This is a genomic window from Pseudoalteromonas sp. Angola-7 (genome assembly GCF_028599255.1).
In the GTDB taxonomy this organism is placed as follows: Bacteria; Pseudomonadota; Gammaproteobacteria; order Enterobacterales; family Alteromonadaceae; genus Pseudoalteromonas; species Pseudoalteromonas atlantica.
Window position 1 is genome coordinate 83,812 of record NZ_JAQREL010000012.1, and the last position, 14,003, is coordinate 97,814.

Below are 14,003 nucleotides of genomic sequence, written 5' to 3' on the forward strand. Positions count from 1 at the left end.
TATGTGGTATTTCGCTTGGATTTTAGGTGTACTTTTAGCCTGTACCTTAGGTGTTATAAATGTAATGTGGTACGAGTTTCATCAAAATAAAAACAGCATAGCTGATGATGAACAACCGATGCACGATTTACTAAACGAAGCTAACAACACAAAAGATGACGACTAATCCCCGACCAAATCGCGCGCAGCAGCAATCTCTGCGCGCTTTTTTAAAACGGCAAAGTAAGCCTGCGGGTGCATGGCTAAAGTTAAGTATTGCACTGGGCACATTTAACGCTATTTTAATGATTGCAGGCGCCTATTTACTGGCACAAACTATTCATAATGTGATGTTTGAAGGTGCAAGCCTTTACCAAGTAACCCACTTACTTTGGCCACTTACGGGTATTATTTTACTCAGAGCCCTGTTTTTAGCTATCAGTGAAAGGCTCAGTGCTTATGCGGCACTTAAAATAAAGTCGGCTATGCGCCAAACCTTATTGACCAAATTAACGCAACTTGGCCCAAGTTATATTGAACAACACGGCCAAGGAGCAACGCTTAACACCGTGCACGATGGTGTTGAAGCACTGCACGACTACTACGCTAAATACTTGCCCGGCGTTGCTTATAGCGCGCTTATTCCACTGGCAATCTTGGTGGTTATTTTTCCAACCGACTATAAAGCAGGTTTAATATTTTTATTAACCGCTCCGCTTATTCCGTTTTTTATGATTTTGGTGGGCTCAAAGGCCGAGGCGTTAAATCAAAAAAGATGGCAGCAACTGGCCGTACTAGGTAATTACTTTTTTGACCGCGTACAAGGTTTAACACAACTTAAATTGTTTAACGCAACACAAAAAGAGCTTAAACAAATAGCCAAAATTTCTGATGACTTTAGGCACGCTACACTCGGTGTATTAAAAATTGCCTTTTTATCATCATTTGCGCTGGAATTTTTAGCCACAATTAGTGTGGCACTGGTGGCGGTAATCATTGGTTTTAGACTGTTTTTTGGCACGCTTGATTTTGCAACCGGCTTTGTTGTTTTACTACTAGCCCCAGAATTTTACTTACCACTGCGCCAATTAGGCAGCCACTACCATGCCCGTTTGCAAGGTATAAGCGCAGCGGCCGATATGGTCACTATTTTAAATGCCCCACTTCCTGAGCAATCACAGCAACATGAAGCAAAGTTTGAGGAGCACATAAGCTCAATAAACATAAACAACTTAAACTTTACCTACCCAAACAGTAACGAAGGCATAAAAAATATAAACCTTACGCTACCCGCTAAAGGATTAGTGGCAGTAGTAGGTACTAGTGGCTCAGGTAAAAGTACTTTATTTGATTGTTTATTAGGATTTCATCCGCAGGTGATTGAACAAATAAGCATTAATAATAAACCACTTGATGCTACAAGCATGAGTACATTACAAAACGCAATTGCGTGGATCCCACAAACCCCAACGCTTTTTTATCAAAGCATTAGCGATAACATAAAAATAGCCAAGCCAGCCGCTACGCAGCTAGAGCTTGAGCAAGCCGCACACCAAGCGGGCGTCTTAGATTTTATAAACACGTTAGAGAATGGGTTCGACACCCTGATAGGTGAGCAAGGTGAAGGGCTCTCTGGCGGTCAAAAGCAGCGTATAGCCCTTGCACGGGCGTTTTTAAAACAAGCGCCTATTTTAGTGCTTGACGAACCGACAGCCCACCTTGATAGCCAAACCGAGCAGCTTATTCAGCAGGCTATAAATAATTACGCTAAAAACCACTTAGTGTTGGTCATTGCCCACCGGCTAAATACAGTGAAAAACGCAAGCAGTATCCTTGTTATGAAAAATGGCGAAATAGCACAGCAAGGTACTTACAGCCAACTTGAGCAACAACAAGGCGCATTTAAATCACTCCTTAATTTACAAGCGCAAGGAGCAAACAATGACTAATTTTATTAGGCTATTAAAGCTTTGCCGACCGCATTATAAAGCCATGCTACTGGGTACTTTTTTAGCGACGTTAACGGTACTTGCAAACGTGGGCTTACTCGCTATATCGGGGTGGTTTTTAGCTTCAATGGCGGCAGCGGGTATCGCAGGCATACAAATGAATTACTTTACACCTGCAGGAACCATTCGATTTTTAGCGATTGTACGAACTGCATCACGCTATGGTGAGCGCTTAGTAACACATAACGCGACGTTTTTATTGCTTAGTGAAATACGCGTTAATATGTTTGCCACGCTAAGTAAGCTAAACAATGTAGATTTAGCAATGAGCCGCAGCGCCGATTTAGTTAACCGCTTACAAAATGATGTGGATGCGCTTGATAAGTTTTACTTAAACATATTACTACCTATGCTGGTAGCGCTGTTGAGTGTGCCCATAATTATGGTGTTTATGGCGGCCTATAACGCCAATGTTGCGCTTATTTGCTTTATAGGCATTTTATTAATTGGTGTTGTTTTACCTGCGCTGTTAAGTGCTAAATTAAATAAAAATAGCCATAAAGAAACACAGCTCAGTGCACAACTTAGAGCAGAGCTTTCTGACACCCTAACCGGCCTTAGAGAGCTGAGTATTTATCAGGCACGTGCTGGGCAAATTTCAAAATGTAATGAACTAAACGAGCAGTATAATCAACAACTTTATAGTCGCCATAAAGCACTCGCAAATAGCGACGGTTTAAGTTTGCTGGTTGTGCAGCTAGCTATGCTTGGCGCCATAGTCACTATTGTGCCTTTGGTTTACAGCGGCGCTATGGTAAATGTTGAGCTTGCTATGTTAAGCCTATTTGTATTAGCAAGCTTTGAAACTGTATTACTGTTGCCCAATGCATTTATAGAGCTGCCCACTGTACTCAAAGCCGCTGAGCGACTATTTACACTGGAAGATAAAGTCACAGCGCAAGAAGCTAATAGCGCTGAGTTAATTGAGATGCAGTTTGATAAAAACAATACAACTTTGGCGCTTAATAACATTGGCTATAAATACCAGGAGCACAGTGCTTTAACTAATATCAGCTTTACCCTTAAGGCACAGCAAAAAGTGGCGATTGTAGGCAGAAGCGGCAGTGGTAAAAGCACCTTGGTTAATTTACTTACCGGTTTATGGCCAGTGCAGCAAGGCAGTATTAGGCTAAGCGATGAAAATAACGCAGAAGAACTCCACGCACTAAGCAGCAACACCCGCGCAAGCGTTATTAATATACTCGCGCAGCAGCATCATATTTTTGATGGCACATTAAGTGAAAACTTACGCTATGCAAAGCCAAGCGCCACAAAAGAAGAAATGCTTGAAGCCATTAACCTTGCACAGCTAAAACCTTGGTTTAATGAGCTACAAGATGGATTAAAAACCCGTTTAGGTACAGGTGGGAGAAGTGTTTCTCAAGGCCAGTCAAGGCGCATCGCCATTGCGCAAGCTTTATTACAAAACCCAGCCATTTTAGTCCTTGATGAGCCTACTGAAGGGCTTGATAACCAATCTAAGCAAACGGTAATGAGCGCTATTATGCAGGTAATGAGTAACGCAAGCGTACTTACCATTACCCACGACCCTGCTCTTTTAGCGCAAATGGATAACATTATTTGGCTAGAAAATGGCAGCCTTGTAGCGCAAGGCACTCATAAAGAGCTTAGCGAAACATATTCCGATTATGTTGCCTTAACTACTCGGTTTTAGCTCGAACTCTGGTTAAGAGATTTACTAACCAACCGAATATTAATGAAACTTAATTCTGTTTTTCTCTAGCTGGAAATTTTAAGTGGAAACAAGGCTAATTTACGCGTCAATAGCTAGCCTATTGCAAGAAAATTCAACGCAGTTAGCGCTAAAAATAGCTGCTTGAGATAGATATATTATCCAGAGACCAAGTTAATCATTTAAAACGCTGATGGATACATCTATAACGCCGACTTTAGGGTCGGCAATTTTTTTAAACATACCTAACGATAAATCAATAACCCGCCCTCTAACGTACGGGCCTCTATCGTTTATTCTCACGATCACCGATTTGTTATTTGCCAAGTTTGTAACCTTCACTTTTGTACCAAAGGGTAATTCTAAATGCGCAGCAGTGGATGCATTTTGGCTAAATGTTTCGCCGTTTGCTGTTGTGCGACCATGGTATTTATTAGCGTAATAAGAGGCTTTACCTAACTGAGCACGCTCGCCATTAGCAGAGGTAACTATAGGTTGGCTGCTACACGCAGCTAAAGTTGATAAAAAACTGAGGGTAAAAATTAACTTAGTAAAAGACATAGATGCGCTTTAATTATAAAAATTCGCGCAAAGGTTAACCTTACGTGGCTGAGTGTGTACTGAATTAAAATATTTTATAGGCAATAAAAAACCACCGGCGATTACTCTTAGGTGGTTTTTTTTAAAAGCATAAAGCGCTTATCTTACGATACCGCGCTCAGAGCTTTTCACAAAATCAATCATGGTTTGTACTGCAGGATACTTAGCGGCATCTTCACTTAGTGAGGCAATTGCTTCGTCCACACTTAAGCTCTTACGATAAAACGCTTTATAAGCACGGCGTACGGCCATAATTTCGTCGCTTTCAAAGCCACGACGCTTCATACCTTCTTTATTGGTCGCAGCAGGGCCTGCTGGCATACCAATGGTGGTTACAAATGGCGGTACGTCTTTATTAACACCTGAGTACATGCCAATAAATGCGTGATCACCAATTTTACAAAATTGATGCACACCTGAGTTACCACCTAAAATAACCCAATCGCCTACATGCACGTGGCCTGCAACGCTTGCGTTATTAGCAAATATAACGTTATTACCAATTACGGCATCGTGAGCAACGTGGGTATACGCCATAAATAAGTTATTGCTACCAATTTTAGTAACACCTTGGTCTTGAATAGTACCACGGTGAATGGTTGCACACTCACGTATAACGTTGTTATCGCCCATAATAAGAGTGGTTGGTTCGTTGTTATATTTTTTGTCTTGGCAGGCTTCGCCTACTGACGCAAATTGAAAAATATGATTGCCAGAGCCAATAGTAGATGGCCCTTTAATAACAACGTGAGACTCAATAATACAGTCATCACCGATCACAACATCATTGCCAATATAGCTATATGGACCAACTGAGACATTGTTGCCTAGTTTAGCGCCAGGTTCGATTATTGCTGTAGAATGGATCACTATTAAAACTCTCTTCTCGCACACATAATTTCGGCACTACATACAACCTTGCCGTCGACTCTTGCTTCAGCGGCAAATTTCCATATATTGCGACGCTCTTTTAAAAACTCTACATGCAAATGCATTGTATCGCCCGGTATAACTGGCTGTTTAAAACGTGCGTTATCGACTGCAGCAAATAAGTAAAGCTCGTTATCGCTACGGTTTTCTACTGTTTTAAATCCTAATAAACCGGTGGCTTGCGCCATGGCTTCTAATATTAGCACACCAGGGAAAATTGGCTGATTTGGAAAGTGGCCAGTAAAAATAGGCTCGTTAACCGATACATTTTTAATCGCATGAAGTGACTCGCCAGGCGTAAAGTCAATTACACGATCAATTAAAAGCATCGGGTAGCGGTGTGGTAATAAACTTAAAATTTCTTGAATATCAAGGCTATTTAATTCGTTTGCCAAAATAGCATCCTTATTAGTGTTCAACGTTATGACTTAGCCAATGCTTCAAGCGCTTTGAGACGTGATTTCATGTCTGAAAGATTACGCAAGTGGGCAATTGATTTACGCCATTCTTTATTAGTTGTATGGGGCATACCAGATGAGTAAATACCCGGCTCGGTGATCGATTTAGTCACCATACTCATGCCGGTAATTATAACACCATCACATACTGACATGTGACCATTAATTGCGGTCATGCCACCTATTTGGCAGTTTTTACCAATGGTTACACTACCTGCTAGTACAGTACAGCCTGCAATTGCAGTACCCGAGTTAACTTCAACATTGTGTGCTATTTGACATTGGTTATCGATGATCACATTACTATGAATAATCGTGTTATCGAGTGCGCCGCGGTCAATTGTTGTGCTTGCGCCCACTTCTACCTTGTCGCCGATAATCACAGAGCCTAGCTGAGGAATTTTAACCCACTGCCCGCGCTCGTTTGCATAGCCAAATCCGTCACTGCCAATCACACTGTTTGCTTGAAATAAACAATCAGCGCCAATTTCAACATCGTGATAAATAGTCACACTCGGCCAAAGCTTTGTGCCAGAACCTATTTTAACACGTTCACCGATGAAACTGTTCGGACCAATTTGTGCGTTATCACCAATTACAGCACCGGCTTCTATAACAACATTTGCGCCAATGGCAGCACTTGTGCTTACCGTTGCACTTGGGTGAATAGTCGCACTAGCGTGTATACCCTGCTGCGCCGCTTGCGGGGTTGTATCCATAAATTGTGCAAGCTTTGCGTAGCTCACATACGGATTTCCAACAATGATTTTTGCGCCACTAAAATACGGTGCATCGGCTTCGCTAAGAATAACAGCGCTGGCTTGTGTGGTTTCAAGCTGCGTACGATATTTTGAGTTCGCTAAAAATGCAATATGCCCAGAACGGGCATTTGCAAGTGTAGCTATTTTTGTAATTTCTAAAGCGCCATCACCTTGAAGTTCGGCGCCTAGAAGTTCCGCAATGTGCGAAAGCGTATAATTTTGCATAGAGTGATTATTTCTTACTAACTGCTGATACAACTTTGCTTGAAAGATCAGTTACTTCTTTAGGGTTAAAGTAAATAGTAGTGTCTTTAACTTTAACTTCATCGAAGTCGCCATCTTTAGCAATTTCTTCAATTGTTTTAACAATTAAACCCTGAACTTTAGCAAGCTCTTGGTTTTGACGTGCTTTGATTTCTTGCTCTAAAGGACGACCTTTTTCAGCAAGGTTTTGTTGCATGCCTTGGATTTTGTCACGTAGTGCATCTTTTTGAGCTTGGCTCATTGTAGTGCTTTCACGCTTAAATTTTTCTGCTTCAAAGCGAATGTCGCCTTGTAGTTTTTCAAGCTCTTGACGACGCTCAGCAAACTCAGTTTGTAAAGACTGCTCAATTTTAGCCATTTGAGGAATTTGCTTGTAGATCTCTTGCATATCAACAATGCCTACTTTGTGGGCAAATGCACTTGCAGAGGTGCCCATCATCAATGTTGCTAACACGGCTACTGCTGTTGATTTAAATAATTTTTTCACAAAAAACTCCTTTAGAAAGTGTTACTAATATTAAAGCTGATGGTCTTTGTATCGTCATCTTCTTCTTTTTGCAATGGATACGCAAAACTAATCAGCATTGGACCCATTGGAGAGATCCATTGTAAAGATAAACCGGTTGATACCCTAAAGCGCATTGGATCAGAGTAATCATCTAACTTAGCACGCTCATCTGGCGCTAAGTTTTGGAAACGGTCAACGTTAAATTCAGTATCCCATACGTTGGCAGCATCTACAAAGAAACTGGTACGTACAGAACTGGTGTTTTCTTCATCTAAGAACGGCGTAGGTACAATTAACTCCATACCTGCAACCGCTTTTGCATTACCACCAATACGCCCTTGTGGTACTAAAATATCAAACTCATCAGAGCCACCGATGCTACCGGTTGTAGTACCATCAGCACCTGGCGTACCAGGGATTGATAAAGGAACACGTGATACAGCACGCGGCAATATAGTATTACGGTCAAAGCCACGTAGTTCCATTTCCGTTATACGGAAGAACTCTTGGAATGGCAGAGTTTGCTCATAACCATTGGTTGACCCATAACCATTACCGTAACCAAGCGCTGCACGTGTTGAGAACACCCAACGGTGGTCATTAGATATTGGCCAGTAAAAACGCGAATCGTAGTTCAGTTTAAAATACTGAAGGTCAGAGTTAGGCGTTGTGGCTGTTAAATTTAATGTTTGGCGCGAACCCGCTGTTGGGAATAAACCACGGTTAACTGTGATACGCGACCAACCAACACTTAGCTCATATTTAGTAAAGTCAAAGCCAGCATCTGGGTTTTCTTCATCTAAGAAGGTTTCGCGTAGTACGCGAGTTTGTTCGTACTCGGCAATTTCTGAAAGTTCTTCTTGAATCCAACGTACGCCAAAGTTAACACGGTTTACCGCATCAATTGGGAAACCAATATTGGTACCAATACCGTAACTTGTTGATTTATAATCTACTAGGCTAAATTTACTGGCATCGTAGTTGTTGTAAAAAATACTGCTGCCTTGCGATACACCATCTGGCGTAAAGTAAGGGTCGGTGTACGACAAGCTAATGCTTTCAGAACCAGTAGAGGTATTTAAGTTTAAGCCAATTTGATTACCCGTACCTAAAAAGTTAGATTCGGTCACACCAATATTAAACTGAAGCCCTGCGTATGAGCCATACGCTAAGCCCGCGTTAAAGCTACCGGCCGATTGCTCTTTTACTGTAAAGTCTACGTCTACTTGGTCATCTACACCCGGTACTGGTACTACGTTAAAGTCAACAGTTTCCATGTACGGTAAACGTTGAATTTGCAGCTTTGAGCGCTCAAGGTTTTGATTAGATAACCATGCACCTTCAAGTTGTGTCATTTCGCGGCGAAGTACTTCATCAGCGGTATTTTGGTTACCACCAACGATGATACGACGTACGTACACACGCTTGCCCGGATTTACCGACAGCGTAAGTTGCACTTCTTGTTTTTCATCATCAATTTCTGGAATTGTGCGTACTTCGGCATTGGCATAACCAAAGCGCGCTAAATAGCTTTTGATAAATTCTTCAGATGAGGTCACCACTGAACCATTGTAAAGCTCGCCGGCGCGAAGTGGGATAACGCTTTTGATTAGCTCTTCTCGGCCAAGTAAATCACCGATAAAGTCAAAACCTTTAACTGTGTACTTAACACCTTCTGTTAAGTTAGCAGTTACATACACAGATTCGCGCTCAGGACTTACTGATACTTGCGTAGAGTCGATATTAAAACGTAAGTAACCGCGGTCTAAGTAAAAGCTGCGAATTTTTTCTAAATCGCCTTCAATGGTTTGTTTTTGGTAACGGTCGCTACCCATAAACTGCCACCACGGTAAATCTTGTTGCGATTCAGCAAGCTTTAAAAGCTCTTCGTTAGAGAATAATTCGTTACCAACTAAGTTGATTTGACGAATAGAGGCGGCTTCGCCTTCGTCAAATTCTAGCTTAAGCTTTACACGGTTACGTGGCAGCTTAGTTACGCTAATATCAACGGTGGCATTGTATTTACCAATACTGTGGAAAAACTCTACCAACCCTTTTTCGATATTATCGATAACGGTTTTATCAAGCGGTTCACCTTGGCGAATATCTTGCTGATCGAGTGATTCGTTAAGCTGCTCGTCTTTTATATCTTTATTGCCTTCAAACTCAATAAAGCTAATAGTAGGACGCTCAGTCACTTTAAAAATAACGTTATTACCATCGCGTAACGCTTTGATGTTGTCAAAGTGACCTGAACGATAAAGTGACTTTATTGTTTTTGAAATCGTATAGTCATCAACGTTATCGCCCACATTGATAGGAACATGCGTTAGTGCTGCACCAAGTGCTACACGTTGCAAACCTTCAATTTTTAAATCTTCAACAATAAAGGAGTTTTGGCCCAGGGCTGCAAAACTTGCACCCAATAAACTTGAAACTGCCAAATGTTTTTTTATAGCCATTTTATTATCTTTATCCTTTACAACTGTATTACCGCTTAACATCAAAACTAATAATTAGTGATGCTTACAATCGTGTTCTAATTAGTAATTGTCACGCTGTAACTACAAACGCGATACATCATTGAACAAAGCGAAACATGTTAAAAATATGAGCAGCAAGGCGCCCACTTTAAAACCAAATTCTTGTGTCTTTTCAGAGACCGGCTTTTTACGGAAAAGTTCAATTATGTAATACATTAAGTGTCCACCATCAAGCACTGGCAGAGGTAATAAATTAAATACTCCCAAGTTAACGCTTATTAGCGCTAAAAAGCTCAAAAAGGCGACTAGCCCGTAGCTTACGCTAGTTCCTGCACCAACTGCAATGCCCACAGGGCCACTTAAATTTTTAACCGAAACCTGACCTGTAATTAAATTACCAATCATGTCAAAGCTAAGCGTTATAAGGCGCCAGGTCTCTTGGGTACCACGAGCAATACTATCAAGCGGACCAAAGCTTCGGGTTTCAACATAGCCCTCAGGCCAAGGTTGAACAACCGGCGCAACACCTAAAAACCCTTGTTCAATACCGTGCTCATTAATGCGCGATTTAGGCGTTACTGTTACGCTATTTATACTATCTTGTCTTTTTACACTAAACTGTAAAGATTTGTTAGCCGATTGCGTAATAAGATTAACTAATTGCTGCCAATCGCTTATTGTTTCACCATTTACAGCGATAATCGTATCGTTAACCTGCAAATTAGCCAGTTCGGCTGCTGAATTTTTAGTAATAGCCGCAATGGTTAATGTGGCTTGGGGTCTAAACGGTACAATACCCAACGAACTCAGTGGCGGCACGTCTTGTTGATCGAGCTTCCAACCCTCTACGTTAAGCATTTTTGTTTGCTCTTGGTAGTTTTCGTTACGCACTACTACGGGCACGCTTTGCTCACCTAAGCTCGACATAAGTGCAAAAGTTGCATCTTGCCAGGTGGCAATCGTGTCATCACCAATTTTAATAATTTGTTCAGAGGGCATAATGCCCGCCTGCTCTGCTCTGCTACCTTCGGTAATACTACCCACTACAGGTTTTACCGATTGCACGCCTACCATGTACATAGCCGCCAACGCCACAATAGCAAATAAAAAATTAGCCAGCGGGCCGGCTGCCACTATGGCTATACGGGCCTGAACCGATTTAGCGTTAAATGACAAATGGCGCTCATTTTCTGGCACTTCATCCACGCGTTCATCAAGCATTTTAACGTAGCCACCCAGCGGAATAGCAGCAATTACGTATTCTGTATTGTATTTATCGTGCCACTTTAAAAGCGGTTTACCAAAACCAATCGAAAAGCGCAGCACTTTAACACCCATTTTACGGGCCACCCAAAAGTGCCCATATTCATGAATAGCAACTAAAATGCCCAGCGCTAAAATAAACGAGCCAAGATTCCAAAAAAAATCTAACATATTAATGAGTCACTTTTGTTATTAGGTCCGCTGCACGTTGGCGGGCTTGTTGGTCACACGCTAATATTTCATCTAGGCTTTGTACGTTAGTGAATGTGGCCGCATCAAGCGTTTGTGCATTAATTTTATAAATGTCAGTAAAGCCAATTTGGCCTTTTAAAAATGCCGCAACCGCTATTTCGTTTGCTGCATTTACCGTTGTGGTTGCGCCTTGCCCCGCGCTGCACGCATCAATAGCAAGTTGTAAATTTGGATAACGCGCAAAATCAGGTTTTGTGAACGAAAAATCACAAATATCCGAAAAGTTGAGTGGTTTTACACCCGCGTTAATTCGATCTGGGTAAGCGAGTGCGTGTGCAATAGGTGTGCGCATATCGGGGTTACCCATTTGCGCTAAAATGGAGCCATCGTGGTATTGCACCATAGAATGAATAATACTTTGCGGGTGGATCACCACATCAATATCGCTGGTGTCACAATTAAACAGCCATTTAGCTTCAATAAATTCAAGCCCTTTGTTCATCATGGTGGCTGAATCTACCGATATTTTTTGCCCCATAGACCAATTAGGGTGAGCGACGGCTTCACTTACTGTTACTTCTTTTAAGGTATTTATATCGCGCGTTAAAAATGGCCCACCAGAGCCGGTAAGCAATATTTTACTTACGCCATGCTCTTGTAAATTTTGATCAGCGTTTGCGTTTTGAAGTGAATGAGGTAAGCACTGAAAAATAGCGTTATGCTCGCTATCAATAGGTAACAACGTGGCTTTATGCTGTTTTACTTTATCAATAAACAACTGCCCTGACATAACCAACGATTCTTTATTGGCAAGCAGTACTTTTTTACCTGCTTCAACGGCGCTTAGTGTGGGCAGTAAGCCGGCAGCGCCAACAATAGCTGACATGACGGTATCGACATCGGGATGCGCACATAAATCACTCATAGCCTGCTGTGAGTGCATTACTAAGGTTTGGCATGGCGTATTATTTAAATACGATGATAATTGCTCTGCAGCGCTTTGTGTGGCCATAACCGCATATAACGGTTCGTGCTCAATACACAGCTCAGCCATTTTTTTTGCATTGTGGCCTGCAGTGAGGGCAAATACGTTGAATAGCGCTTTGTTTCGCGCTATAACATCTAATGTACTTAACCCAATTGAACCTGTAGCGCCTAAAATAACAAGTTGTTGCTGTTGGCTCATAAACTCAAGGTCCATGCATAGCACATTACAAACATTGGGGCTGCTGCGGTTAAGCTGTCAATTCTATCTAAAATACCGCCGTGGCCGGGTAAACAGCGACCACTGTCTTTAAGGCCGGCTTCACGCTTAAACATGCTTTCGAGTAAATCACCGACAGCCGAAAACAAGGCTATAAAGGCGGTCATTACGGCATAAATAGGCCATACAGCAAAATCCACACCGGTAAAGTGACAAAAAGCTAAAACAAATATAATCGATGCAACCACACCGCCTGCTAGGCCTTCGATGGTTTTATTTGGGCTCACCTTTGGCATAAGCTTGTGCTTACCAAAACTTTTGCCTGTAAAATAAGCCCCTACATCGGCGCTCCACACAATACCAAGTACCACTAAAATCAGTACCGAGCCAAAGTGCGTTGATTCAGCGTATTGCGCGCTACGTAAGGTATTGAGTGCAAGCCAAAGTGGGATTAAAGTAAGCAACCCGGCAATGCCGCGCATTACCAAGCCTTCGTTCCATGCTTTGGCCATGGCTGGGTAGCGCCAAATTAAATAACTGGCCACAATCCACCAAGCAAACGAGAGCGTAAATAAGTAATTTGCATCCCCGACCAGCTGGCCGTTTTGCCACAGTGATTCAATCGGCCAATGTAAATTTAACAGCGCCAATAACGCGCCAATTAACACCACAAACGCACCACGTTTTAATTTTGTGCATAGGCCCATAAAAGCAGACCACTCCCACGCGCCAAGTAAAACAATAATACCGGCAAAATAACTAAACAATGTTAGTGGAGTATAAAAAACCAAGGCTAGCGCTAACGGCGCTAATACAACCGAGGTTAAAATTCGTTGTTTTAACAAAATAGTGACCCTTATTCTATTTTAGGTTTGAGCGAGTAATTGTTTTATTTGTTCGCCCGTACAACCAAAACGTCGCTCTCTGGCAACGTAACACGCAATGGCCTCAGCAAATGCTGCTTCATTAAAATCAGGCCAAAGAGTTTCGGTAAAGTAAAGTTCCGCATAAGCAGCTTGCCATAGTAAAAAGTTACTAATACGAACATCACCACCCGTGCGAATTAGTAAATCCGGCTCCGCTTGGTCTGCCATGCTCATATGCTGTGCTAAGCGCTCTTCTGTAACATCCTCTGCCTTGAGTTGTCCGTTTGCAACTTGAAGTGCTAGTTGCTTTGCTGCATTTGCCATATCCCATCTACCGCCATAATTAGCAGCCACGTTTAAATGCAAACCGGTGTTATCTGCTGTTAGCTCATGCGCAGCGTTTACTTTGCTACGTAAACTTTCAGAGAATCGTGATAAATCTCCAATAATGGTCAGTTTTACATTATTTTTATGAAGCTTTTTTACTTCCTTTGTTAAAACAAACAAAAAAAGCTCCATTAAAGTGTTTACTTCGTCTTCGGGGCGGCGCCAGTTTTCACTACTAAAAGCAAATAAGGTTAACGATTGTATCCCTAATTTAGTACAAAACTGAACAGATTGACGAACTGCGTCCACGCCTTTTTTATGCCCGAACACACGAGGTCTATTTCTAGCTTGCGCCCAACGCCCGTTACCATCCATGATGATGGCAACATGTTTAGGTAAACATTGCTGTGAAATTGTATCAGCGTCTAGAACCATAAATATTGAGTATTCCATAAAAAAACGCCGC

13 protein-coding genes are annotated in these 14,003 nt (G+C 41.9%); 3 read left to right on the forward strand and 10 right to left on the reverse strand.

The window, feature by feature from the left end; all coding sequences use genetic code 11:
• The first annotated feature begins 1 nt into the window (after nucleotide 1).
• From cydX to cydC, 3 genes are read left to right on the forward strand one after another with little or no spacing between them, the layout of a single operon-like run.
• Complete coding sequence (gene cydX / locus PSH50_RS15375) at nucleotides 2-166, forward strand: cytochrome bd-I oxidase subunit CydX (RefSeq protein ID WP_004586934.1); 165 nt, start codon at nucleotides 2-4, stop codon at nucleotides 164-166.
• On the forward strand, nucleotides 156-1,928 hold the full coding sequence (cydD, locus tag PSH50_RS15380; protein ID WP_273587095.1) for a thiol reductant ABC exporter subunit CydD: 1,773 nt from the start codon (nucleotides 156-158) through the stop codon (nucleotides 1,926-1,928). Before cydX ends, cydD begins: the two co-directional genes overlap by 11 nt.
• Nucleotides 1,921-3,663 (forward strand): thiol reductant ABC exporter subunit CydC, encoded by a 1,743-nt coding sequence (gene cydC, locus PSH50_RS15385; protein ID WP_273587094.1) that lies wholly within the window; start codon nucleotides 1,921-1,923, stop codon nucleotides 3,661-3,663. Before cydD ends, cydC begins: the two co-directional genes overlap by 8 nt.
• A gap of 192 nt (nucleotides 3,664-3,855) precedes the next feature.
• On the opposite strand, the gene PSH50_RS15390 is transcribed toward cydC, so the two are convergent.
• The 10 genes from PSH50_RS15390 to PSH50_RS15435 all read right to left on the reverse strand — a co-directional run bounded on the left by PSH50_RS15390 (nucleotide 3,856) and on the right by PSH50_RS15435 (nucleotide 13,990).
• Nucleotides 3,856-4,242: a septal ring lytic transglycosylase RlpA family protein gene (locus PSH50_RS15390; RefSeq protein ID WP_273587093.1), complete on the reverse strand. Its 387-nt coding sequence runs from the start codon at nucleotides 4,240-4,242 to the stop codon at nucleotides 3,856-3,858.
• A 138-nt stretch (nucleotides 4,243-4,380) separates the two neighbouring features.
• On the reverse strand, nucleotides 4,381-5,151 hold the full coding sequence (lpxA, locus tag PSH50_RS15395; protein ID WP_029773689.1) for an acyl-ACP--UDP-N-acetylglucosamine O-acyltransferase: 771 nt from the start codon (nucleotides 5,149-5,151) through the stop codon (nucleotides 4,381-4,383).
• Between the two features lie 2 nt (nucleotides 5,152-5,153).
• Nucleotides 5,154-5,606: a 3-hydroxyacyl-ACP dehydratase FabZ gene (gene fabZ / locus PSH50_RS15400; protein ID WP_004586929.1), complete on the reverse strand. Its 453-nt coding sequence runs from the start codon at nucleotides 5,604-5,606 to the stop codon at nucleotides 5,154-5,156.
• 26 nt (nucleotides 5,607-5,632) lie between these two features.
• Nucleotides 5,633-6,655, reverse strand: coding sequence for a UDP-3-O-(3-hydroxymyristoyl)glucosamine N-acyltransferase (gene lpxD / locus PSH50_RS15405; protein WP_273587092.1), 1,023 nt, complete (start codon nucleotides 6,653-6,655; stop codon nucleotides 5,633-5,635).
• A 7-nt stretch (nucleotides 6,656-6,662) separates the two neighbouring features.
• Complete coding sequence (locus tag PSH50_RS15410) at nucleotides 6,663-7,181, reverse strand: OmpH family outer membrane protein (RefSeq protein ID WP_024033815.1); 519 nt, start codon at nucleotides 7,179-7,181, stop codon at nucleotides 6,663-6,665.
• An 11-nt stretch (nucleotides 7,182-7,192) separates the two neighbouring features.
• A complete protein-coding gene (gene bamA / locus PSH50_RS15415; protein ID WP_024033814.1) occupies nucleotides 7,193-9,664 on the reverse strand; it encodes an outer membrane protein assembly factor BamA in 2,472 nt (823 codons plus the stop codon).
• 102 nt (nucleotides 9,665-9,766) lie between these two features.
• A complete protein-coding gene (gene rseP / locus PSH50_RS15420) occupies nucleotides 9,767-11,119 on the reverse strand; it encodes a sigma E protease regulator RseP (RefSeq protein ID WP_004586925.1) in 1,353 nt (450 codons plus the stop codon).
• Between the two features lies 1 nt (nucleotide 11,120).
• Complete coding sequence (ispC, locus tag PSH50_RS15425; RefSeq protein ID WP_029773686.1) at nucleotides 11,121-12,326, reverse strand: 1-deoxy-D-xylulose-5-phosphate reductoisomerase; 1,206 nt, start codon at nucleotides 12,324-12,326, stop codon at nucleotides 11,121-11,123.
• Nucleotides 12,323-13,189, reverse strand: a complete 867-nt coding sequence (locus PSH50_RS15430; protein ID WP_004586923.1) for a phosphatidate cytidylyltransferase — start codon at nucleotides 13,187-13,189, stop codon at nucleotides 12,323-12,325. The genes ispC and PSH50_RS15430 overlap by 4 nt, the downstream gene beginning before the upstream one ends.
• A gap of 21 nt (nucleotides 13,190-13,210) precedes the next feature.
• Nucleotides 13,211-13,990 carry an isoprenyl transferase gene (locus tag PSH50_RS15435; RefSeq protein ID WP_004586922.1) on the reverse strand — a complete coding sequence of 260 codons (780 nt, stop codon included), beginning with the start codon at nucleotides 13,988-13,990 and terminating at the stop codon, nucleotides 13,211-13,213.
• Nucleotides 13,991-14,003: the final 13 nt, after the last annotated feature.